We start from the raw sequence: 21,360 nt of genomic DNA, 5'->3' as shown, positions 1-21,360 counted from the left end.
GCAACTCACTCCCCCGGAGATTGCAGGTCATCCAGGGCGCTGGGCTCGTCGATGACATCGCTCGGAAATGCCAGCGTATCCTTAGTCTTCTTCAGCGCCTTCATGCCGCCACCGAAATTCACCCGCCACTCGAGATCACCACGCGAATCCGCATGATCCATCGCGTCCTTGAGGGTGATCTTGCCGCTACGGTAAAGCTCGTACAGTGACTGGTCGAAGGTCTGCATACCCGAGGTCACACCCTTCTCCATCACATCCTTGAGCGCCCTGAAATCACCCTTCTGGATCAACTCGCCGGCATAAGAGGTATTGACCAACACCTCCACCGCAGGAATCCGAGAACTGGCCTTGGTCGCCACCAAACGTTGCGAAACGATGCCTCGCAGGTTGAGCGAAAGATCCATCAGGATCTGCTGTTTGGCCTCGGCAGGAAAGAAATTGATGACGCGCTCCAATGCCTGATTGGCATTGATGGCGTGCAGCGTCGATAGGCACAGGTGGCCAGTATCGGCGTAGGCGATCGCCGCCTCCATGGTCGTGCGATCACGGATCTCGCCGATCATGATCAGATCCGGCGCCTCACGCATGGCCTCGCGCAGTGCATTGCCGTAGGACCAGGTGTCGAGTCCGACCTCGCGCTGACCGACGATCGAGCGTTTATGCGTGAACACGTATTCGATCGGATCCTCGATGGTGAGAATGTGGTCGGCGCGCGTGATGTTGCGATAATCGACCATCGAGGCCAGCGTGGTCGATTTGCCCGAGCCGGTAGAACCGACCACCAGTACCAACCCGGAGGGATAGCTCACCAAGTCCTTGAGCACGGGCGGCAGATTAAGTTGCTCGATCGATGGAATCACGCTCTTGATGTAACGCACCACCATCGAGACCTCGCCCCGCTGGTAGTAGACATTGAGTCGGAAACGACCGATCTCCGGCAGCGAGATGCCGAGATTCAACTCCTTTTCGGCCTCAAAGGTCGCAACTTGCTCATCGCCAAGCACCTCGTACACGAGGCGCTTGGCGACACCGGGCCCCAGCGGGTCCTTGCCGACCGCACGCATATCCCCCTCGATACGCACACTGACCGGCGCACCGGTCGTGAAATACAGATCCGAGGCGCCATGTTCGGCCATCAGACGGAAATAGGGTTCTAGCTTCATCGGTCCTCGCAGGGCGTGCCGTGGCGGCTCAATCGCTTTCGGCGACGGTGAATTGCGGCACGTCGGCGAGCAGATCCTTGCCGCGCGCGCGGTTGCTCTCGAGCTTGATGCGCAGACGCAGGTCGTTCACCGAATCCGCGTTGCGCAACGCATCCTCATAGGTAATCAACCCGCGCTCGAAGAGATCAAACAAGGATTGATCGAAGGTCTGCATGCCCATCTCGTTGGATTTGGCGATCAACTCCTTCATTTCGTGCACTTTGCCCTTGAAGATCAGATCCGCCATCAACGGACTGTTGATCAGCACCTCCACTGCCGGCACTCGTCCTTCGCCATCGGCCCTGGGGATCAGTCGCTGCGAGATCACCGCCTTGAGGTTGAGCGAGAGGTCCATGAGCAGCTGGTGGCGACGCTCCTCGCTGAAGAAGTTGATGATGCGATCAAGGGCCTGGTTGGTGTTGTTCGCATGCAGGGTCGACAGGCATAGATGCCCTGTTTCCGCGAAGGCATTGGCGTAGTCCATGGTCTCGCGCTCACGGATTTCGCCGATCAGAATCACGTCTGGCGCCTGGCGCAGTGTGTTCTTCAGGGCGATTTCGTACGAATCGGTATCGACGCCCACCTCGCGCTGGGTCACCAGGCAGTTGCCGTGGGAATGGACGTATTCGATTGGGTCCTCGATGGTGACGATATGCCCGTAGCTGTTGTGATTGCGGTAGCCGAGCATGGCCGCGAGCGAGCTGGATTTACCCGAACCGGTGCCGCCGACGAAGATCACCATACCGCGTCGCGTCATCGCGATGTCGCGCAGAATCGGCGGCAGATTCAGATCCTCAAAGCTCGGAATTTCGGTGTTGATGATGCGCAACACCATGCCTGCGCTACCACGTTGGGTGAAGGCGTTGACACGAAAACGCGCCACACCCGGCAAACCGATGGCGAAGTTGCACTCCATCTCGCGCTCGAAGTCACCCGCCTGCTTGTCATTCATCACCGAGCGCACCAACGCCTGGGTATGCGCCTGCGATAGGGGCTGATTGGTCAACGGCGTCATCCTGCCGTCGACCTTGATCGAGGGGGGGGCACCCACGGTGATGAACAGATCCGAGCCACGCTTGCTGAGCAAAGACTTCAGCAAGTCGTGCATGAATCGTATGGCCTTGTCGCGTTCCATTCCTCAACTCTCTCCCCGCGTCACGCAGGGTGTCGTTACAAGGCGTCCGGGCTGACGGCCTTGCGGCGGGCATCTTCCTTGCTGGCCAGACCGCGCGACAGCAGCTCCTTGAGCGACTGATCAAGGGTCTGCATGCCCATGCCGTGCCCCGTCTGAATGGCGGAATTCATTTGCGCGATCTTGCCTTCGCGGATCAGATTGCGGATCGCGGGGGTGCCGATCATGATCTCGTGGGCGGCCACGCGACCGCCGCCAATTTTCTTGAGCAGCGTCTGCGAGATGACCGCGCGCAGGGATTCGGAAAGCATCGCGCGCACCATGTCCTTTTCACCCGACGGAAATACGTCGACCACACGGTCGATGGTCTTGGCGGCGGAACTGGTATGCAAGGTGCCGAACACTAAATGCCCAGTTTCGGCGGCCGTCAAGGCCAGTCGAATCGTTTCAAGATCGCGCAGCTCGCCCACCAGGATGGTGTCGGGATCCTCGCGCAGCGCCGAACGCAGCGCCTCGTTGAAGCCGAGGGTATCGCGGTGCACCTCACGCTGGTTGACCAGACACTTCTTGCTTTGGTGCACAAATTCGATCGGGTCCTCCACCGTCAGGATATGCCCGTATTCACTGTCGTTCTTGAAATCGACCATCGCCGCAAGCGTAGTCGACTTGCCGGAACCGGTCGGACCGGTCACCAGCACGATGCCACGCGGGTATCCGGCGATCTTCTGCAGTATCGACGGCGCACCGAGCTGCTCCAGGGTCAGCACCTTGGAGGGAATGGTACGAAATACCGCCGCAGCACCACGATCCTGGTTGAAGGCATTCACACGGAAACGCGCCAAGCCCTGAATCTCGAAAGAAAAATCGGTCTCCAGGCGCTCTTCGTAGTCCTTACGCTGACGATCGTTCATGATGTCGTAGATCATGTCGTGTACCGTACTGTGATCCAGTGCGTCGACATTGATCCTGCGAATATCGCCATCGACACGAATCATCGGCGGCAATTGCGCGGAAAGATGCAGGTCGGAGGCCCCATTCTTGACGGTAAAGGCCAGCAACTGCGTGATATCCATTCGGCTTGTCTCCCGATCATCGAGCGCCTGTACGGGCGTCGAGTCTGATAGGCTTTATCGTTGTTCAAATCAGCCTTACGGCACAAGGCCTCTCGACTATAGCACAGCCCGATGAGCGAAATTTGCACCCGAATCGAGGCAGTCCGGACTCGCATCCGGACCGCCGCCCAAGCCACGGGGCGTAAGCCAGAAACCGTGGGCTTGGTAGCCGTGGGCAAGACCTTCCCGGCCGCCGCGATTCGCGCGGCATGGGCCTGCGGTCAGCGCGCCTTCGGCGAAAACTATGTGGACGAGTTTGCCGGCAAGGCCGCCGAACTGGCCGATCTCGATATCGAATGGCACTTCATCGGCCATCTGCAATCGAACAAAACCCGCAAGGTCGCGGCGCTCGCGCATTGGGTTCACGGAATCGATCGCCTATCCGTTGCCGAGCGCCTGGATCGGCAACGCCCGCCTGAATTGCCGCCCCTGCAGGTTTGTCTGCAGGTCAACATCAGCGGCGAGACAAGTAAATCCGGCGTCGCGCCAGAGACCGCCACCGCACTCGCTCAAGCCGTCATCGCCCTGCCGCGTTTGCACCTACGCGGCCTCATGGCCCTGCCCGCACCCGACAATGATCCCACCGTACAACGCGCGGCATTCGCGCGCGTTCGGACACTAAAGGATGCGCTTGTGGACGCGGGGATCACACTCGATACGCTCTCGATGGGCATGAGTGGCGACCTTGATGCGGCGGTAGCCGAGGGCGCGACCCTGGTACGCATCGGCACCGCCATCTTCGGTTCGCGCGCGTGACGCTTGCCGTCCTCATGGCGCTCGGCTACGGTGCGCACACGATCGGATATATACAGGCACAAGGATGACGATGGAACAGCGCGATACTATAGCCTTTATCGGCGGCGGCAACATGGCAGGCAGCCTCATCGGCGGTCTAATCGGCGACGGCTATCCCGCCGCGCGCATCCGCGTGTCCGATCCAAGTGATGCGCAGCGTGCCAGTCTGGCCGAGCGCTTCCCCGGCATTGTGGTCACCGCGGACAATGCCGAGGCCATCAGAAGCGCCGGCTGCATTGTGCTTGCGGTCAAGCCACAGGTCATGGCCACGACCGCGGACGTGCTGCGCGAGACCGGACGTCACGTGCTATTCCTCTCCGTCGCCGCCGGCATCACCAGCGTGCGCCTGGATCACTGGCTCGGTGGCGACCGTGCAATCGTGCGCGCCATGCCGAACACTCCCGCGCTGATCGGCTGCGGCGCCACCGGCGCCTACGCCAATGCACGGGTCGACACAACGCAGCACGCAATGGCCGATCACATCCTGCGGGCCGTGGGCGAACTACAGTGGTTCGAGGACGAGGCTGCACTCGACGCCGTGACTGCCCTGTCCGGCAGTGGCCCAGCCTACGTGTTTCTACTGATGGAGGCCCTGGAGGCCGGCGGCGTTGATCTCGGCCTCGACGCCGATACTGCCCGCACCCTTGCGCTGCACACCGTATACGGCGCAGCGCGCCTGGCCCTGGAGAGCCACGACTCGCCGGCCACGCTGAGGGCGCGTGTCACCTCGCCGGGTGGCACCACCGAGCAGGCCTTGAAGGTCTTCGAAACCGGCGGTCTGCGTAAACTGGTTGCCGAGGCCATGGGCGCCGCCGCACGGCGTGCCCGCGAACTGGGAGAGAACTGACATGGGAGCTGGCGCACAAATCGGGCTGTTCCTGGTAAACGCATTGTTTTCTTTCTATATTTTTGTCGTACTCCTGCGCTTTTTGTTCGCGCTGGTGCGCGCGAGCTTCTACAATCCAATCTCGCAGTTCGTCGTCTCGCTGACCAATCCGCCGTTGCGACTGATGCGCCGTATCATCCCTTCGGTTGGACGCATCGACAGCGCCTCGATCGTGCTCCTGATCGTGCTGCAAATCGCCGAAATCTACCTCACCGCGATGCTCCAGGGGCTGACACCGCCGCTGCCGCTGGTACTGCTATTCGCACTGCGTGAGTTACTGGTGCTACTGGTATACATCTTCATCGGCGCCATCATCATCCAGGCGCTGATGAGCTGGGTAGCCCCGATGGGCGGCGGATACCATCCCGTTGCCGGCCTGCTCGACAGCATGACCTCACCGTTGCTCGCGCCCATCCGCCGCATCGTGCCGCTGATCGGCATGATCGACCTCTCGCCACTGGTCGCGCTGCTGTTACTCAACATCGCCCTGATCCTGATTCGTAACCTGCTCGGCTAAGCATGGCCGACACGCCGCCCCAAGATACTCCCTGGCGGCATCAGGGAGACGATCTGCGGCTGGCAGTGCGCGTGCAGCCAAGGGCCAGTCGAACACGCCTCGGCGAGCACGCGAACGGACGCCTGCGGGTCTATCTGAGCGCGCCGCCCACCGACGGTCGCGCCAATACCCAACTGATCGAGCTAATCGCCAAGGCCTTCGGCGTCGCCAAGTCCCGCGTACACCTGCTGCGCGGTGCACAGTCTCGCAACAAGGATCTGCTCATCGAATCGCCCGGATGCCTGCCATCGCTGAACATCCCCGCTCCGGACTGATCCCTCCTGCCCTCGCCGCAGACCACAAAACCGCACTTATCGCCACGTTTATGGTCAACCATACAAGGCACAGCCACCATCGGACCGCCCAACCGTCATAACCGACCTTACGCAAGCGAGAATCGCATGCTCACCGCTCAACCCAGCCCCCCTCCTGTTCCAACACCCGCCAGCCCTCCCAGACAACCCGGCATTCACCCTCGACTCGCCCTACTCGCACTGCTGGTTGGCATCATCGCGGGACTGGGGGCCGTCGTCTTCCGCGGGCTTATCGGCCTATTTCACAACCTGTTCTTCTTTGGCCACCTGAGCATCGCCTACGACACCCTCAGGCACACGGTGGAAAGCCCCTGGGGCATTGGCGTCATCGCGGTACCGGTGATCGGTGCGCTGCTGGTCGCCTTCCTCGTCAAAACCTTCGCACCAGAGGCCAAGGGCCACGGCGTGCCCGAAGTGATCGACGCGATCTACTATAAGCGCGGCGTGATCCGCCCACAGGTGGCGCTGATCAAGTCGCTGGCCTCGTCCATTTCCATCGGCTCCGGTGGTGCCATCGGCCGCGAGGGACCGATCATTCAGATCGGCGCCACCTTCGGCTCGGTGCTGGGGCAATGGATTCGATTACCGGAATGGCAACGGCTCGTGCTGATCGCCTGTGGCGCCGGCGCCGGCATCGCCGCGACCTTCAACACCCCCATCGGCGGCATCCTGTTCGCCACCGAGATCATGCTGGTCGAGATCAGTGCGCGCACCCTGATCCCGCTGATGATCGCCACCGGCGCCGCCAGCTTCGTCGGGCGGCTGTTCTTCGGCGATCACGCCTCGTTCATCATCCCGCCCATGACGCTGCACGCCGCCACCTCCAGCTCCTTCCGGGTATTTATGGCCTATGCCCTGCTGGGTCTGGTAATGGGCCTGCTGGCAATGATCTATACGCGCTCGGTCTACGCCTTCGAAGACGCCTTCGACCGCATCCCCGGCAACTACTACACCCGTCACGCCCTCGGCATGCTGCTGGTTGGCGTGATGATGTATCTGCTCATGCGTTACCTCGGCCACTACTACATCGAAGGTGTCGGTTATGCCACCATTCAGGACATCCTCGACGGCCACCTTACCGTCACCTGGGTACTCCTGACGCTGATGTTCCTCAAACTGATCGCGGTGTCGCTGACGCTGGGTTCTGGCGCCTCCGGCGGCATCTTCTCCCCCGCGCTGTTCATGGGTGCCGCCCTCGGCGCTGGACTGGTCAGCCTTGGCCATGGCCTACTGCCGGGGCTTGAAGTCAGCCCCGTGGGCGGTGCGGTCATCGGCATGGCCTGCATGGTCGCTGCGAGCACCGGTGCCGCAGTCACCGCGGTGGTGATGATTTTCGAGATGACCCGCGACTACAACGTCATCATCCCACTGATCATCGCAGTTTCACTGGCCTACGGCGTGCGCCACCTGCTGCTGGCCGACAACCTATACACCCTCAAACTCAGTCGCCGCGGGCGCCATCTGCCGACCTCCGTACAGAGCAACCTCTACCTGATGCGCGACGCCCTGGAGCTCATCCAGGCCCCGTTCCTGCGCCTGGATGCGGACACGCGTATCGGCGTCCTGCGGACGAGGCTGGAGGCTCACCGTACGCGCCCGCACGTTGTCCTGGTTGAGGGCGGCGTACCCGTCGGGATCATCACCTCCGATGCCCTCGGAGCCGTACTCGCCGAGAGCGACGACGCACCGCTGAGTCCCTATGCGAACCCGCAATATTCGCTGATGGCCGAGCACACTCAGGTAATCGATCTCGTCAGCCACCTACGCAAAGATGCCACCCACATCGCCATACTTGCACAGGGCCAGCCACCCTCAACGGGTGCCGACGCCATCGTCGGCGTCATCTCTTGGGACGATGTGATGGAACACGCCAACCTGCCAGGCGATCTGCGCGACATGGCCACCCGTTAGTCGCCGGGGATCGCGCATCGCGCACATCTGACCTACACTCCCCGGAAAGGATCGCCGCGACCACCAAACCATTTTCGGCAGCAGGGCGGCATCCGCAAAAGGGGGAACATCATGAAAACGCTGTCGCCCGCCGCGCGGGCCTTTGCAGCATTGTTCGCGATTGCGCTCACGGGTAGCGCAGATGCCGATCAGGTCGTCCTCGCCGGTGAATACATCATTCACTTCAGCACATTGAATTCGGACTTTCTGGGCGCCGCAATCGCCATGCACGCAGGAATCGCACGCGCACCAGACCGCGGGCTGCTGGAGCTGTCCGTGCGCAAATCGAATCAGGAAGTGGGTGGAAATGCCTTACCCGCCACCGTATCGGTGTCTGTGGCTACTGCGGACGGCCACTATCAGGCCGTGGAAATTCATCGCGTGGACACGGCGGATGGCACACGTTACCTCGGCGGCTTCCCGATCGCCGATGGCGAACTTCTGGAATTCCATGTGCATGTCGACCTGCCCAATGGCAGCATGCAGTACTTCCGCCACAGACAACGCTTCCACATGGAAAGCGACACATTCAACCGAGAGACAGAGGCAGCCATCGCAGCAGGCTGAACACGCCGAAGGCCACCACCAGGCTACCCGCGACCCTGCGCACCCAGGGCAGGCGCGCAAACTTCGCCAAACGCGCGGCGAAAACCCCCATGGCCAATAGGTTCGGCAGGGTACCCAAGCCAAAGCAAAGCATCAGCAGCGCGCCGCGCAACGGCCCACCGCTGGCCAATGCCCAGATCAAGACACTGTAAACCAGCCCGCAAGGCAACCAGCCCCATACGACGCCCAAGCCAAGCGCCTGGGTTGGCCCACGTACGGGCAACAGACGTCGGCCAAAGGGCTCGATCCGCCGCCAGACATGGCCACCGAGGCGCTCCACCGCCGCCAATCCACGCCACCACCCGGCGAGATACAGCCCCAGCGCGATCATAAACAGCGCCGCGATCACCCCCAGCACGAGCTGGGCTTGATGCACATGTGCCAACTGCGTGGCATACCAACCGAGTCCACCGGCAAGCATGCCAGCGATGCTGTAGCTCGTGATACGCCCGATGTTGTAAGCCAATAAAATCGGCAAGGCCGACCAGAATCCAGCGCGCCGCCCCGGACTCATCCCAAAGCTCAGCGCACCCACGATACCGCCGCACATGCCTACGCAGTGGACTCCGCCCAGCAGGCCCACCAACACCGCCGCACCATAGCCTGCGCCATCGGACAGCGTGAGGTTCATCGACCGTCGTCGGCCCGGACCGTCAACTTGGCGCGGATGAACTCACTGTGCTGTACGTAAAGCAGGTCCGAGATGCGCCGGATCTGGTATTCCTCATACTTGTCCAGACGACCGTCGGCATAGGCGACCCGCCAGAGGTCGGCAATGATCGCGAACTTCTCCTCCGGCGAGCAGTGATCGTTCACCAATTGCAGGAAGGGATACAGCGACAGCGCCTCCTCGTCCTGCTCCAGCGCCTCGGCGATCAACTCGCGCACCGCGGCCTCATCCAGCGAGAAGGTCCGAACCAGCGCGGCGGCAACGACCTCCAACTCCTGCTCGTCAATCTCGAAATCGGCACGACTGACCTCCAGCAAGATCGCCGCGGTCGCCACCTGCAACGCCTGCGCTCGATCCGCCGGGCCTGCGGCGTGATGTAAACGTTCTTTGAGAAAAGCCTTGATTGCGCCCAGCATAATTGCTCCTGTCATTCGCTTGCCGGCATGGTAGCGCAGGCGCGAAGTCTCTCGCACGCCTTGAGGCCAGGTCCAAGCTCCGCAGAATGGCGTGGGCCGCCCCATCAAGGCTTCGCGGCATGGGTACCGTCTGCTCCCACCATCACACCCAGTCGCATTCACCCTGGTCTACTGGCGCGTTATGGTCCTGACCGCTGTCGTCGGCGGCGTCCACCGGCTTCGGTGCAATTGCCTTCCGCGCACTGATCGCACTTTCCACAATGTGCTGTTCTACAGTCGCCGATCTCATCTACGCTGCCCAGCGGCATATACCGCACTCGGTAGGGGGTCGGCGCCATAGTGGTCATACTGGCGCGCTCGATGTCGCCTCATAGACGCAGCACTAGCCCCGGAGGCCCGCGGCAACGGCGTCCCTGACGTGATCAACACGATTTTTATCAGGGGCGCATCCGGCCCCGCGTCGCGCAGGTGCACCCACTGGCCTCCGCTGTTGCTGGGCCGTGGCGCCCCCATTGGCCGCGAGGCCCGATCATCCAGATCGGCGCCATCTGCTCGTCCACATTCGGTCAGTGGTTACGACTGAGCGCTTCACTGCCCACCACCAGAGTCGCGGCCGGCGCCACCACTGGCATCGCCGCCACCTTCAACACCTCGATTGTCAGCGTGCTGTTCGCCGTCGAGCTGCGATTCGCTACGGTCGATGCGCGCACGGTGGGTGCCGGTGATGTTCGCGGCAGCGCCTTGATCATCGCACCGATCTGCTGGCCGTGCCTGCCGACACGCGTCTGGAGGATATGCTCGCGACCCTGGACAAGCCGGTGCGCGCCTCGCCATGGTAGCCGAGGGTAGACCGGCGGCAAGATTTCCCCCGCACGGGTCTCGGCGTGATCGGCGCCGAGCAGTAGCTGGGAGGAGAACTCGCCGACGCCCGCCAGTTCCCGCACGGGCGTTAAACGAACGCGATCAGGGACGGCGGTAAAACAGTGCGCGCGCGATCAGATTGATCGCCAACACCATCAACGTGATCAGCAGGGCCGCGGCGTAGGCAAGCTGGTGTGCGGAGGCGTAGGGTTCGCCGATGAAGCTCCAGATCACGTAGGTCAGATAACCGACGCCCTCGTGGGTCAGCTGACCGCTCCACAGGTAGTTCGACCAGCCGGCCGTATACAGCAGCGGTGCCGTCTCGCCCAGCGAGATGGCCAGCGCCAACAGTACACCGGTGATGATCGGCCCTCTCGCTGCGGGCATCAGGATGCTCCAGATCACCCGCCCTTCCCCACACCCAAGCCCGTAGGCGGCCTCGCGTGCGGACAGCGGCACCTGGCGCAGCGCCATTTCGCTGGTCCGCGCGATGTAAGGCAACATCATGATTGCCAACGTCAACGCACCGGCTGCCAGCGAGAATTTCCAGCCCAGATACAACACCATCGTGATGTAACCGAAATAGCCGAGCACGATGGAAGGCACGCCGACCAGCACGTCCGACATGAAGCGACCGGTTCGCCCGAGCCAGCCGTCGCCATACTCGGCCAGAAAAATGCCGGCGCAAATCCCCACCGGCGCGGCCAGCAGTACGCCGCCGCCAGAGATCAGTAGCGAGCCGACGATGGCATTGCGCAAGCCGCCGGCGATGCCCTGGGTATCGGTCAGGAAAATATCGGGGTGCAGCGCCTGCAGACCGCGCACCAGCACAAAGCCCAGCAGGTAAAGCAGCACGAAGGCGAGCAATCCGATGGCCGTGGTGGTCAATGTCCAGCCAATCACACCGCTCGCACGGCGCCTTAGATAAATCTGCTTGCCCTGAGGCGCAGGCGTGGCCAATACGTCGGTCTGGGTCGTCGCGTTCATCGCCGGCCTCCGGAAACCCAAAGAATAAGCTGAGCGGCGGCGTTCACCACCACGGATATGACCATCAGGATCAAGGCGACCTCGGCCAGTGCACGCACCGCCATACCGGTCGGGTCTTGCAGCGCGCTGTCGAGCTGCGAGGCGATGAAGGCGGCCATGGTCGAGATCGGGTCGTAGATATTTTTCGGAATGTAATTGAGCGCATTGCCGCTGACCATGAGCACGGCCATGGTCTCGCCCAAGGCACGCCCGAGCGCCAGGATCGATGCGCCGATTATCACCTTGCGCACACCGGGCAACTGAATCTGACGCACCACCTCGAAGCGGGTTGCACCCAGGCTCATGCCAGACTCGCGCAAGGCGCTAGGCGTCGCCACCAAGGCATCGCGCACGGTGGCCGTGATCAGCGGCACGATCATGACGGCGAGCACCAGGCCCGAGGTCAACAGGCCATAACCGCTGCCGGATGGACCGGCGAAAAAGGGGATGAAGGCACCCAGAGTATGTTCCAGCACCGGATAGACGTGGTGCCCCAGGAACGGAATCAACACCACGTAACCCCACAAGCCGTAGACCACGCTGGGCACGGCGGCCAGCAGCTCGACCACGAAGGAAGTGGCGGTACGCAAATGCCCATGGACCGCTTCGGCCAGAAAAATCGCCGAAAGAACACCCAGTGGCAAGGCCACCACGATCGCCACCAGCGAGGACAACAACGTGCCGGCAATCAGAAAGAGGACGCCGTAATTGGCGCCGGGCAACACCTGATGCCCGTCAATGGTGACCGGATTGGCATACATGCTGCCGAGATTCCAGTCGTTATGCACCAGAAATCCGATGCCGTTGAATTCGATGGCGGGCCAAGCATAAACCACCAGGAAGCTGATGATGGCCAACAGCGACAGGGGCAGCAGCGCGGCAACCGCGCCAAGGCTGATGCGAAATTGTGACATGTCAGTAGTTATCCAGCCCAAACAAGCGGACGGACACCCGGCATGGCCGGGCGTCCGTCGCAAGACCCCCTATGGGACAGGGGAAAACACAATCAGTTCCGAATTAACCGTGGATCTTGTCGATCTGCTTGATCGATAGCTTGGCCACGCTTTCTGGCAGCGGCACGAAGTTCACCTTCGTCATGAAGTGCTGCGCGTTACCACCCTCGGGCGAAACGGCCCAGGTCAGGAACGTCTTCAGCGTCTTGGCCATGGTCTCGTTCGGCTGACGGCTGTTCACGACAGCATACTCGTAGTTGATGATCGGGTAGCTGTACTTGCCGGGCGCGAAGATCAGGCTGATGCGCTGGTCGGCCGGCGTATGCGGCACCATCGACGCGGCAGCGGCCTTGACCGTGCGCACCTCGGGCAGCACGAAGTGACCGTCGCGGTTCTTCAGACGCGCCTCACCCAGCTTGGCTTCCTGGATCTGGTGCTTGTAGCTGACGCCGACGTAGGCGATGGAGTAAGGATTGTTCTTCAGCGCGTCGACCATGCCTGGGTTGCCCTCGGCACCGATCGCACCCTGCACGGGCGCCCAGCTGATGCTGGTGCCGTAGGCGTACTTGTCCATCCACCACTTGGTGGACTTGCTCAGGTACTGGGTGAAGATGAAGGTGTCGCCGGAACCGTCGCTGCGGTGCACCGCGATGATGTTGTGGTCGGGCAGGTGCACGCCACGGTTCATCTCGGCAATGCGCTTGTCGTCCCACTTGGTGATCTTGCCGGCATAGATGTCGGCCAGCACCGGACCACTCAGGTTCAGGTGATGGTGGTTCAAGCCCGGCAGGTTATAGTTAACCATCTGGCTGGAAATCGCGGTGGGAATGTTCAGCATCGTCGGATGCTGCTTCATCATCGCGTCGCTCATGTAAGCATCGGAAGCGCCGATCTGGGCCAAACCATTGATCGACTGCGCCAGACCCGTACCGCTACCCGTGCTGGCGGTGGTGATATGGACATCCGGGTGCATCTTGCCGTAAACCGGCACCCAGAGATTGAACAGCGGATACAGCAGGCTGGAACCCGTCTCCAGCACATTCACGGCCGCCTGCGACGGGGCAACCGCCAACAGGGTGGAACCCACTACAAGACTCAGGCCAACCCGGCGCAACCAACGCCCGTTCGAAGACAGGGACGTAGACATGCAAACCTCCTCAATTATTTATGACAAAACTGCGAAACTTCGTGAGCGGCACAACGCACCGTCCGACACGTAAGAGCCGCTAGGGTGATGCAAGTTCGTGAATCTTTTGTGAAGGGCGGCGATTCTCAGGCCACATTTTCTTCTCCTACGCTGGTACTACTCAGCGGCGGCATCGAGAGCGCGACCCTGCTGCATCGTGAATACCGCGATGGCCCGGTCCTCGCACTCTTCGTCGATTACGCCCAGCGTGCAAGTGCCCGCGAGTGTGCCGCCGCCAAATCCCAATGCCTCGCTCTGGGGCTCGAACTGGAGACGCTCGACCTCTCTCAAGTCGGCGCGGCCTTCCGTCGGGGCCGTACCTGGCAACCGCATGTCCCTTTGCCGCATCGCAACCTGATACTGCTCAGCCTCGCCCTGAGCTTCGCCACCGAGCGGCATGTGCGACGCCTGTGTCTGGCGCTCAATCGCGAAGATGCAGAGGCCTACCCCAGCGGCTCGCCCACCTTCGTAGAGCACTTCCGTACCCTGGCGGCACATCTGTCCGAAATTGTGGTCGAGGCCCCCTTGATCGCGCTCGACAAGGCCGCAATCATTCGCCTCGGCGGTACGCTGGGCGTGGATTATGCCTGTACCTACAGTTGTCTGCTCGGCCGCGATCGCCCCTGCGGCGGCTGCCCGCAGTGTGTGAAGCGTCGGGCAGCCTTTGCCGCCGCCGGCCGCATCGATCCGGCCTTGAACCCATCGGAGGATCAACCATGAAACCGCCCCAGCCCGTGCCAGGCCACGTTCGCGAGCGCCTCGAAATCGCCGTACTCACCGGCGAAACTCTCAATTTACACTGGGCCGACGAGGCCAGCGACGCCGCCTATCTCGGCCGCATCCGTCCGCTGGAGGTCATCAACGACCCGGCGGGGCCGGGCTATCTACGAGCCTGCGACGAACAAGGCACCGAAGTACGCATCCGCCTCGACCTGATCCGCAACCTGCCAACGCCCGTCAAATGAACGCACCGCCACGCTTCTCGGACATCCCCATCCGCGTACGCCGCACGATCACGCCCGAAAACAAATGCGGATTCTGCACCGGCGCACTGTGCTGCACCTACATTACCCAGAAGATCCCCGCGCCGCGCAGCAAGCACGACTTCGATCATCTCCTCTGGCAAGTTTCCCATCGTGGCGTACATGTCTACCGCGACGGCGACGGCTGGTATCTCCTGATCGATAGCCGCTGCACGCATTTGGAACCCGACGGCCGTTGCGGCATCTACGAACAACGCCCGGCGATCTGTCGCGAATACAGCAACGACTTCTGCGAATTCGATGCCCCGGCCGAGCCTGGATTCGAGCTGTATTTCCATGGCTACGACGATTTGCTGAGCTACTGTTACCGGCGCTTTCCGCGCTGGGGTGAGTGAATGTCCCAACTTGATGAGAGAGCCTGTTCCCCGCATACTTCCTGAATGCTCGAAAAGCCTCGCATTCTCGACCGCAAAACCGTGGCACAAAGCCGCATTTTTCGCGTCGAAGCCCTCGAACTGGAATTCGCCAATGGCGCACTGGCCAGCTACGAACGCCTCGTCGGTGCGGATGGCGGTGCCGTGCTGGTGGTGCCGCTAGTCGACAACGACACCGTGCTTCTGATCCGCGAATACGCCGCCGGCCGCGAGGCCTACGAACTGGCCCTGCCCAAGGGGCGTATCGAGGCGGGCGAAGATCCGTTGGCTGCGGCCAACCGCGAGCTGATGGAGGAAACCGGGCACGGCGCCCGGCACTTGGTCCACCTGACCGATTTCAGCGTCGCCCCAGGCTATATGACCCACCTCACACAAGTAATTTTGGCGCGGGATCTCTATCCCCAGCGCCTGCAAGGCGACGAGCCTGAGGAGATCGAAGTGGTGCCCTGGTCGCTGGCTGATATCGACGCACTGGTCGACCGTGAAGACTTTACCGAGGCGCGCAGCCTAGCCGCGCTCTACCTGACGCGCGACCGCCTGCGGGAGGGGCGACTATGAGCACACACCCCGGACACGCATACCTCGGCGAGCTGTTGCCCAGCATCTGCAAGATCGCCCGTGCAGCCGGCGAATCGATCATGTCGATCTACGAATCGAAGGACTTCGATATCGAGCGCAAGGCCGACCAAACCCCGGTCACCGCCGCCGACTACGCCGCCCACCACCTGATCGTCGAGCAGCTGGCCGCCCTCTCCCCAAGACACCCGATTCTCTCCGAGGAATCGGAATCTATCTCCTTCGAGGAACGCGCGCGCTGGGCGACCTATTGGCTGATCGACCCGTTGGATGGCACTCGCGAATTCATCAAGCGCAACGGCGAGTTCACCGTCAACATAGCCCTGGTCCACGCCCACGACGCCATCCTCGGCGTGGTCTACGCCCCCGCGCTCGATATCTGCTACTTCGGCGCCGAAGGTGCGGGCGCCTGGCGTCAGGATGGTGACGCAGCAGCCCAACCCATCCGCGTGCGACCCACGCCCGACTGCCCGACCGTGGCCGGCTCACGCTCGCACGCCAGCGCCCGTCTCCAGGACATGCTCGAACGTATTGGCACGCACGAGCTGATCAGCATGGGCAGCGCGCTCAAGACCTGCCTAGTCGCCGAAGGCGTGGCCGATCTCTACCCGCGCTTGGGATTGACCTCCGAATGGGATACCGCCGCCGCTCAATGCGTACTCGAGCAAGCCGGCGGGCGCCTGACCGACACCGACGGACACCGACTACGCTATAACACCAAAGAATCCCTGCTTAATCCCCACTTTCTCGCCTTCGGCGACGACAGCCGCGACTGGGCCACACTCAGCGGCGACTAAATAAACGCGCTCGCCAACCGCGCGCGCCAAACAACCACACCCGCCCCAGGGCGACTTTGCCCTGCACCGGTCGATGCGTTAGGGTAAGAAGGCGTTGCACACAACACAGGTTTATTGATGTCGGAAAACACGCGGACAAGGATCCGCTTGACGGGGGTCAGCAAGATTTTCGGGCGACAGGCCGGCAAGGCCCTCGCAGAACTGCGCAAGGGCAAGACAAAACGCGAAGTTCAACAGGCACACAACGCAGTCGTCGGCACCCTCGACGTCTCACTGGAGATTCGCAGCGGCGAAATCTTCGTCATCATGGGGCTCTCCGGTAGCGGCAAGTCCACGCTCCTACGGCTCATCAACCGCCTGCACGAACCCACCGCCGGTCAAATCCTCATCGACGACGACGACATCACGCGCCTCAAGCCAAAGGCCCTGCGTGCCCTACGGCGGCGCAAGTTCGGCATGGTGTTCCAGAGCTTCGCGCTGCTGCCCCATCGCACCGTCATGGGCAACGTAGAATTCGGACTCGAAATTCAGGGTGTGCCCAAGGCAGAGCGCCAGCGACGCGCACAAGAAGTCATCGAAACCGTCGGTTTGGCGGGCTACGAGACGCGCTACGCCTCCGAACTTTCCGGCGGCATGCAACAACGCGTAGGCCTCGCCCGGGCGCTGGCCGCCGATCCTGAAATCCTGCTCATGGACGAAGCCTTCAGCGCACTCGACCCGCTGATCCGCAGCCAACTCCAGGATGACTTGCTGGAAATCCAGGATCGGCTTGGCAAGACCATCGTATTCGTCTCCCACGACCTGGACGAGGCGCTCAAACTCGGCAACCGCATCGCCATCATGCGCGACGGGCTGCTGATCCAGGTCGGCACACCGGAAGAGATCATTGCGCACCCGGCCGACGACTACGTCTCCGCCTTCGTCGAAGGCGCGGATCGCACTCAGGTGCTCACGGCCTCGCAGATCATGCGCCAACCGACCACCACCGGACACATCAAGGACTCGCCGCGCACCCTGCTGCGCAAGATCGAGCGTAGCGGCTTCGGCGGCCTCGTCGTGGTCGACAATGGCCGCCAGGTACAGGGATACGTTGGTCTCGACGAGGCCATCCGACAGCGTGACCAGGAACGGTTGGATCCGGGCAGCCTACATCCGTTGCCGGTCGCCGATCCCGACACGAATTTGAGCGACCTGATCAATCTGGTCACCGAGAAGACCTCGCCGGTGGTCGTGCTCGATCCTCGCCAGCGCCTGATCGGCGTGATCGACAAAAGCACCCTGCTGGCTGCCTTGGCGCAAGGCGACAACACCACGGGTGACATCACGAATGAGAACTCGGCCGACCCGCCACGCGTCGACCCCGAAACGGACGACGCCGAAATCGCCTGACGGCCTGGCGTCTCGCGCCCGCCCATTTCGCAAATCCGTGTTCGCCCATAGAGACAACGCATCGAGGCATTGCCATGAGCTTTGAACTGGGAACCCCCTTACCGATCGGTCAGGGCGTCAGCAACGCCGTGAACTACCTGACCGAACACTATGCCGGCGCCTTCAACGCCATCACCGCCAGCGTGCATTTCATCATCGCCGGGCTCAAGAACGGCTTGCTCGCTCTACCGCCCTTCCTCGCCATTGCAATCGTCGCGGTCCTCTCGCTGTGGTTGCTTGGCTGGCGCCGCAAGGCCGCCTGGGGGCTATTTGCGTTCGCCGTGCTCGGCCTGCTGCTGGTCCTCAATCTCGGCTACTGGGCAGCGCTGATGGAAACCCTTGCGCTGGTGCTCGCGGCCGAGCTGATGGTTGTAATCATCGGCCTGCCGCTCGGCATCATTGCCGGGCGCAGCGACCTTGCCGACCGCATCATGCGACCGGTGCTGGACATCATGCAGACCATGCCGGCCTTCGTGTATCTGGTCCCTGCGGTCATTTTCTTCGGGCTGGGTCTGGTGCCCGGCGTACTCTCGACCGTGATCTTCTCACTCCCGCCGCTGATCCGGCTGACCACACTCGGCATCCGCCAGGTCCCCACGAACTGGTGGAGGCCTCCAATTCCTTCGGCGCCACCTGGTGGCAGATGCTGATCAAGGTACAGCTACCCAGCGCACTGCCGTCGATCATGGCGGGCGTCAATCAGTCCATCATGCTGGGTCTGTCAATGGTGGTCATCTCCGCGATGATCGGCGCCGGCGGTCTCGGCAACGTCGTCCTGCAAGGCATCACTCAGCTTGATGTCGGCAAGGGCTTCGTCGGCGGCCTTGCCGTCGTCATCCTCGCGATCATTCTCGATCGCATCACGCAATCCTTCGGACAAAATAGGGGCAAGCAATGAAACAACTGACACGCCTGTTAGGCATCTTCATCCTGGCGGCCTCCGCCGCCGGCATCGCCATGCTGCCGGCCGCGCAGGCCGCCGACAAACCGACGATCAAGCTCGGCTATGTGCAGAGTTGGCCGTCGAGCGACATCACCACCCACTTGGCCGCCGCCGTGATCCGCGAGCGTCTGCACACCCCGGTCGAACTCGTCGCCTCCAGTGCAGGCCCGATGTGGGAAGCCGTCGCCAGCGACCATACCGACGCCATGCTCACCGCCTGGTTGCCGACCACCCACAAGACCTACTACGAAAAGCTGTGGACCCGCGTGGTTAACCTCGGCCCGAACGTGACCGGCACCCAGCTCGGCCTCGCCGTGCCCAAATACGTGCCGGTGAACACCATCGCCGGACTGGAGAAATACGCCGATAAATTCAAGGGCCGCATCGTCGGTGTCGGCGCCGGCGCCGGTATCAACATGAACACCGAGACCGCGATCAAGACCTACGGCCTCAAGGGCTTCCACCTGCAGACCAGCTCCACCGCCGCGATGACCGCGCAGCTACAGCGCGCCATCGCCCGCAAGCAGTGGATCGTGGTCACCGCCTGGACGCCAATGTGGTTGTGGGCCAAATTCGACATCAAGTACCTCAAGGACCCCAAGCACGTCTACGGCGTCGGCGGCCACATCAACACCATCGCCAACCCGCACCTCGCCAGCAAGGACCCGGCCGTATTCAAGTTCCTGCACCGCTTCTCGCTGACCAGCGCCCAGCTGCAGCAGATGATGCTTGAGGCCAAGAACGGCAAGCCGGTGAAAACCGTGATCGCGGGTTGGATCAAAGCCCATCCCAAGCAGGTTGAGAGCTGGATCGACTAGTCTCCGTCGACACGCCGGCGCCTCGCCCACGCGGGGCGCCGGTCCTTTACAAACGGCCGCGACCTAGCGCCAGTCCTCGATGGCCATCGCAGCACCCTTCTCTGCGATCATCATGCTCGGCGCATGGGTATTCCCCGAGGTGATCGTCGGCATGATCGAAGCATCGATCACCCGCAGACCCGCCACCCCATGCACGCGCAGCCGAGCATCCACCACGGCATCGGCGTCATCGCCCATACGACAAGTACCGACCGGGTGAAAAATAGTCGTGCCGAGGTCGCCGGCGGCCTGGATCAAATCCTCGTCTGACGAGATATCAGACCCCGGCTTCCATTCCACGGGGGCGTAACGGGCAAGCGCCTGTGCCGCCATGATGCGACGCGTGAATCGCAGCCCGGCCACTGCCACGCGACGATCTGCCTCAGTCGACAAATAATTGAGACGAATCTCGGGATGTATCCCGTAATCGGCGCTACAGATGCGTACATGCCCCCGGCTGGTCGGGCGCAGATTGGCCACCGAGGGCGTGATCGCCGGGAAGTCGTGCAGCGGGTCGCCGAATTTGTCCAGGCTCAGCGGCTGCACGTGCCATTCCAGGTTCGGCGTCGCCTGATCGGGATCGCTGCGCGCAAAGGCGCCGAGCTGGCTCGGCGGCATGGTCAGCGGCCCGCGACGGGTAAAGGCATACTGCAGACCCATGCCGATCCGGCCCCAGACACTGTTGGCGAGTTGGTTAAGTGTGCGTGCACCATGTACGCGGTACACGCTGCGGATCTGCAGGTGATCCTGCAGGTTGCCGCCGACGCCGGGCAGTACCGTGCACGGTGCGATCTCGTGTTCGCGCAACAGTGCCTCCGGGCCGATGCCCGAAAGCTGGAGTATCTGTGGCGAGCCGATCGAGCCCGTTGCGAGCAGCACCTCGCGGCGCACGGCGAGGTGCTGCATGCCCTCGCCCTGGATATGCGCCTCAACCCCGACCGCACGCGGCAGGCCATCGGCCTGTGCCTCGAACAGCAATCGCGAAACCTGGGCACCGGTGAGCACACGCAGATTTGGCCGCGCGCGCACTGGCTTGAGAAAGGCTGTGCTCGCGCTCCAGCGTACACCGCGGCGCTGCGTCATGCGGAAATAACCACAGCCAAGGGTTTCCCCGCGATTGAAGTCCTCCATCGGCGGCAACCCGACCTCGGCCGCCGCCGCGCGCCAGGCATCGAGGATGTCCCAATGCACGCGCGGCGGCTCCACGCGCAGCTCGCCGCCAGTGCCGTGAAACGCGTCCGCACCGCCGGCAGAATCCTCCATGCGCTTGAAATACGGCAGCACCGATTCCCAGTTCCAGCCCGTGTTACCGGCGGCGGCCCAGCCGTCGTAATCCTCGCGCTGGCCGCGCATATAGATCATCGCGTTGATCGACGAACAGCCGCCGAGCACCCGGCCGCGCGCATAGTTGAGCGCACGGCCGTTCAATCCGGCTTCCGATGTTGTTTTGTAACACCAGTCGGTACGCGGATTGTTGATGGTGTAGAGATAACCCACCGGGATGTGGATCCAGAAGTAATCGTCGCGCCCGCCCGCCTCCAGCAGCAGCACGCGCACCGCCGGATCGGCGGATAGCCGATTGGCGAGCACGCAGCCGGCCGAACCCGCGCCCACAATGATGTAGTCGTACGTCCGTGCCTCATCGGTAACCATGCTGTTCGTGCCTCCTGCCTCGGC

At 62.4% G+C, this 21,360-nt stretch carries 23 protein-coding genes and 1 pseudogene; 15 read left to right on the top strand and 9 right to left on the bottom strand.

The features are described from left to right. Positions 1 to 5: 5 nt before the first annotated feature. The 3 genes from BI364_RS01360 to BI364_RS01350 are packed head-to-tail and all read right to left on the bottom strand — an operon-like array spanning position 6 to position 3,407. Positions 6 to 1,163 (bottom strand): PilT/PilU family type 4a pilus ATPase, encoded by a 1,158-nt coding sequence (locus BI364_RS01360; RefSeq protein WP_070077224.1) that lies wholly within the window; start codon positions 1,161 to 1,163, stop codon positions 6 to 8. 28 nt (positions 1,164 to 1,191) lie between these two features. Then, positions 1,192 to 2,337 (bottom strand): PilT/PilU family type 4a pilus ATPase, encoded by a 1,146-nt coding sequence (locus tag BI364_RS01355; protein ID WP_070077223.1) that lies wholly within the window; start codon positions 2,335 to 2,337, stop codon positions 1,192 to 1,194. Positions 2,338 to 2,372: 35 nt separating this feature from the next. Then, complete coding sequence (locus BI364_RS01350) at positions 2,373 to 3,407, bottom strand: type IV pilus twitching motility protein PilT (protein WP_070077222.1); 1,035 nt, start codon at positions 3,405 to 3,407, stop codon at positions 2,373 to 2,375. A gap of 111 nt (positions 3,408 to 3,518) precedes the next feature. On the opposite strand from BI364_RS01350, the gene BI364_RS01345 reads away from it, so the two are divergent. From BI364_RS01345 to BI364_RS01320, 6 genes are all read left to right on the top strand, one after another. Beyond that, complete coding sequence (locus tag BI364_RS01345; RefSeq protein ID WP_070077221.1) at positions 3,519 to 4,202, top strand: YggS family pyridoxal phosphate-dependent enzyme; 684 nt, start codon at positions 3,519 to 3,521, stop codon at positions 4,200 to 4,202. A 70-nt stretch (positions 4,203 to 4,272) separates the two neighbouring features. After that, positions 4,273 to 5,088: a pyrroline-5-carboxylate reductase gene (proC, locus tag BI364_RS01340; RefSeq protein WP_070079809.1), complete on the top strand. Its 816-nt coding sequence runs from the start codon at positions 4,273 to 4,275 to the stop codon at positions 5,086 to 5,088. 1 nt (position 5,089) lies between these two features. Continuing rightward, the gene (locus tag BI364_RS01335; protein ID WP_070077220.1) at positions 5,090 to 5,644 is read left to right on the top strand and encodes a YggT family protein; all 555 of its coding nucleotides are present in this window, start codon (positions 5,090 to 5,092) and stop codon (positions 5,642 to 5,644) included. A gap of 2 nt (positions 5,645 to 5,646) precedes the next feature. Then, positions 5,647 to 5,958, top strand: a complete 312-nt coding sequence (locus BI364_RS01330; RefSeq protein ID WP_070077219.1) for a DUF167 domain-containing protein — start codon at positions 5,647 to 5,649, stop codon at positions 5,956 to 5,958. Between the two features lie 126 nt (positions 5,959 to 6,084). Further along, entirely contained in the window at positions 6,085 to 7,908 is a 1,824-nt protein-coding gene (locus BI364_RS01325) for a chloride channel protein (protein ID WP_083251087.1), read from the top strand. A gap of 111 nt (positions 7,909 to 8,019) precedes the next feature. Further along, entirely contained in the window at positions 8,020 to 8,514 is a 495-nt protein-coding gene (locus BI364_RS01320; protein WP_070077218.1) for a DUF4426 domain-containing protein, read from the top strand. Here BI364_RS01320 and BI364_RS01315 read toward each other — a convergent pair. Together BI364_RS01315 and BI364_RS01310 are read right to left on the bottom strand one after the other, a co-directional pair. Then, positions 8,477 to 9,184 (bottom strand): sulfite exporter TauE/SafE family protein, encoded by a 708-nt coding sequence (locus tag BI364_RS01315; protein WP_070077217.1) that lies wholly within the window; start codon positions 9,182 to 9,184, stop codon positions 8,477 to 8,479. The two genes, BI364_RS01320 and BI364_RS01315, sit on opposite strands and share 38 nt — an antisense overlap. After that, positions 9,181 to 9,639: a tellurite resistance TerB family protein gene (locus BI364_RS01310; protein WP_070077216.1), complete on the bottom strand. Its 459-nt coding sequence runs from the start codon at positions 9,637 to 9,639 to the stop codon at positions 9,181 to 9,183. Before BI364_RS01310 ends, BI364_RS01315 begins: the two co-directional genes overlap by 4 nt. Before the next feature lie 468 nt (positions 9,640 to 10,107). Here BI364_RS01310 and BI364_RS19035 point away from each other — a divergent pair, with 468 nt between their 5' ends. Further along, the gene (locus BI364_RS19035) at positions 10,108 to 10,488 is read left to right on the top strand and encodes a chloride channel protein (RefSeq protein ID WP_197495793.1); all 381 of its coding nucleotides are present in this window, start codon (positions 10,108 to 10,110) and stop codon (positions 10,486 to 10,488) included. 114 nt (positions 10,489 to 10,602) lie between these two features. Here the strand turns inward: BI364_RS19035 and pstA are convergent, their stop codons facing one another. The 3 genes from pstA to pstS form a co-directional block, all read right to left on the bottom strand. After that, positions 10,603 to 11,487: a phosphate ABC transporter permease PstA gene (gene pstA, locus BI364_RS01300; protein WP_070077214.1), complete on the bottom strand. Its 885-nt coding sequence runs from the start codon at positions 11,485 to 11,487 to the stop codon at positions 10,603 to 10,605. Then, the gene (gene pstC, locus BI364_RS01295) at positions 11,484 to 12,440 is read right to left on the bottom strand and encodes a phosphate ABC transporter permease subunit PstC (RefSeq protein ID WP_070077213.1); all 957 of its coding nucleotides are present in this window, start codon (positions 12,438 to 12,440) and stop codon (positions 11,484 to 11,486) included. Before pstC ends, pstA begins: the two co-directional genes overlap by 4 nt. A gap of 103 nt (positions 12,441 to 12,543) precedes the next feature. Beyond that, entirely contained in the window at positions 12,544 to 13,566 is a 1,023-nt protein-coding gene (pstS, locus tag BI364_RS01290; RefSeq protein ID WP_197495792.1) for a phosphate ABC transporter substrate-binding protein PstS, read from the bottom strand. 147 nt (positions 13,567 to 13,713) lie between these two features. Between pstS and BI364_RS01285 the strand changes: the two genes are divergently transcribed. The 8 genes and pseudogenes from BI364_RS01285 (at position 13,714) to BI364_RS01250 (ending at position 19,644) form a co-directional block, all read left to right on the top strand. Next, a complete protein-coding gene (locus BI364_RS01285) occupies positions 13,714 to 14,385 on the top strand; it encodes a 7-cyano-7-deazaguanine synthase (RefSeq protein ID WP_070077211.1) in 672 nt (223 codons plus the stop codon). Continuing rightward, positions 14,382 to 14,630, top strand: a complete 249-nt coding sequence (locus BI364_RS01280) for a hypothetical protein (RefSeq protein ID WP_070077210.1) — start codon at positions 14,382 to 14,384, stop codon at positions 14,628 to 14,630. The genes BI364_RS01285 and BI364_RS01280 overlap by 4 nt, the downstream gene beginning before the upstream one ends. Next, positions 14,627 to 15,043 (top strand): YkgJ family cysteine cluster protein, encoded by a 417-nt coding sequence (locus tag BI364_RS01275; RefSeq protein ID WP_070077209.1) that lies wholly within the window; start codon positions 14,627 to 14,629, stop codon positions 15,041 to 15,043. The genes BI364_RS01280 and BI364_RS01275 overlap by 4 nt, the downstream gene beginning before the upstream one ends. A 45-nt stretch (positions 15,044 to 15,088) precedes the next feature. Then, a complete protein-coding gene (gene nudE, locus BI364_RS01270; protein ID WP_070077208.1) occupies positions 15,089 to 15,640 on the top strand; it encodes an ADP compounds hydrolase NudE in 552 nt (183 codons plus the stop codon). Next, entirely contained in the window at positions 15,637 to 16,455 is an 819-nt protein-coding gene (gene cysQ / locus BI364_RS01265; RefSeq protein ID WP_070077207.1) for a 3'(2'),5'-bisphosphate nucleotidase CysQ, read from the top strand. Before nudE ends, cysQ begins: the two co-directional genes overlap by 4 nt. A 117-nt stretch (positions 16,456 to 16,572) precedes the next feature. Beyond that, the gene (locus BI364_RS01260) at positions 16,573 to 17,844 is read left to right on the top strand and encodes a quaternary amine ABC transporter ATP-binding protein (RefSeq protein WP_083251085.1); all 1,272 of its coding nucleotides are present in this window, start codon (positions 16,573 to 16,575) and stop codon (positions 17,842 to 17,844) included. A gap of 74 nt (positions 17,845 to 17,918) precedes the next feature. Further along, positions 17,919 to 18,781 (top strand): annotated as a pseudogene (locus BI364_RS01255) (ABC transporter permease). Continuing rightward, a complete protein-coding gene (locus BI364_RS01250; protein WP_070077205.1) occupies positions 18,778 to 19,644 on the top strand; it encodes a glycine betaine ABC transporter substrate-binding protein in 867 nt (288 codons plus the stop codon). Before BI364_RS01255 ends, BI364_RS01250 begins: the two are co-directional and overlap by 4 nt. A 63-nt stretch (positions 19,645 to 19,707) precedes the next feature. Here the strand turns inward: BI364_RS01250 and BI364_RS01245 are convergent, their stop codons facing one another. Then, a complete protein-coding gene (locus BI364_RS01245) occupies positions 19,708 to 21,336 on the bottom strand; it encodes a GMC family oxidoreductase (protein ID WP_070077204.1) in 1,629 nt (542 codons plus the stop codon). Positions 21,337 to 21,360: the final 24 nt, after the last annotated feature.

It is taken from the genome of Acidihalobacter yilgarnensis, assembly GCF_001753245.1.
Classification (GTDB): domain Bacteria; phylum Pseudomonadota; class Gammaproteobacteria; order DSM-5130; family Acidihalobacteraceae; genus Acidihalobacter; species Acidihalobacter yilgarnensis.
This window is presented reverse-complemented; position numbering and strand designations above follow the sequence as displayed.

Excerpts from the sequence above, each read along its gene's own strand:
- BI364_RS01360 (WP_070077224.1), bottom strand. The coding sequence starts at position 1,163 with ATGAAGCTAGAACCCTATTTCCGTCTGATGGCCGAACATGGCGCCTCG.
- BI364_RS01355 (WP_070077223.1), bottom strand. The coding sequence starts at position 2,337 with ATGGAACGCGACAAGGCCATACGATTCATGCACGACTTGCTGAAGTCT.
- BI364_RS01350 (WP_070077222.1), bottom strand. The coding sequence starts at position 3,407 with ATGGATATCACGCAGTTGCTGGCCTTTACCGTCAAGAATGGGGCCTCC.
- BI364_RS01345 (WP_070077221.1), top strand. The coding sequence starts at position 3,519 with ATGAGCGAAATTTGCACCCGAATCGAGGCAGTCCGGACTCGCATCCGG.
- proC (WP_070079809.1), top strand. The coding sequence starts at position 4,273 with ATGGAACAGCGCGATACTATAGCCTTTATCGGCGGCGGCAACATGGCA.
- BI364_RS01335 (WP_070077220.1), top strand. The coding sequence starts at position 5,090 with ATGGGAGCTGGCGCACAAATCGGGCTGTTCCTGGTAAACGCATTGTTT.
- BI364_RS01330 (WP_070077219.1), top strand. The coding sequence starts at position 5,647 with ATGGCCGACACGCCGCCCCAAGATACTCCCTGGCGGCATCAGGGAGAC.
- BI364_RS01325 (WP_083251087.1), top strand. The coding sequence starts at position 6,085 with ATGCTCACCGCTCAACCCAGCCCCCCTCCTGTTCCAACACCCGCCAGC.
- BI364_RS01320 (WP_070077218.1), top strand. The coding sequence starts at position 8,020 with ATGAAAACGCTGTCGCCCGCCGCGCGGGCCTTTGCAGCATTGTTCGCG.
- BI364_RS01315 (WP_070077217.1), bottom strand. The coding sequence starts at position 9,184 with ATGAACCTCACGCTGTCCGATGGCGCAGGCTATGGTGCGGCGGTGTTG.
- BI364_RS01310 (WP_070077216.1), bottom strand. The coding sequence starts at position 9,639 with ATGCTGGGCGCAATCAAGGCTTTTCTCAAAGAACGTTTACATCACGCC.
- pstA (WP_070077214.1), bottom strand. The coding sequence starts at position 11,487 with ATGAACGCGACGACCCAGACCGACGTATTGGCCACGCCTGCGCCTCAG.
- pstC (WP_070077213.1), bottom strand. The coding sequence starts at position 12,440 with ATGTCACAATTTCGCATCAGCCTTGGCGCGGTTGCCGCGCTGCTGCCC.
- BI364_RS01285 (WP_070077211.1), top strand. The coding sequence starts at position 13,714 with ATGCAAGTTCGTGAATCTTTTGTGAAGGGCGGCGATTCTCAGGCCACA.
- BI364_RS01280 (WP_070077210.1), top strand. The coding sequence starts at position 14,382 with ATGAAACCGCCCCAGCCCGTGCCAGGCCACGTTCGCGAGCGCCTCGAA.
- BI364_RS01275 (WP_070077209.1), top strand. The coding sequence starts at position 14,627 with ATGAACGCACCGCCACGCTTCTCGGACATCCCCATCCGCGTACGCCGC.
- nudE (WP_070077208.1), top strand. The coding sequence starts at position 15,089 with ATGCTCGAAAAGCCTCGCATTCTCGACCGCAAAACCGTGGCACAAAGC.
- cysQ (WP_070077207.1), top strand. The coding sequence starts at position 15,637 with ATGAGCACACACCCCGGACACGCATACCTCGGCGAGCTGTTGCCCAGC.
- BI364_RS01260 (WP_083251085.1), top strand. The coding sequence starts at position 16,573 with ATGTCGGAAAACACGCGGACAAGGATCCGCTTGACGGGGGTCAGCAAG.
- BI364_RS01250 (WP_070077205.1), top strand. The coding sequence starts at position 18,778 with ATGAAACAACTGACACGCCTGTTAGGCATCTTCATCCTGGCGGCCTCC.
- BI364_RS01245 (WP_070077204.1), bottom strand. The coding sequence starts at position 21,336 with ATGGTTACCGATGAGGCACGGACGTACGACTACATCATTGTGGGCGCG.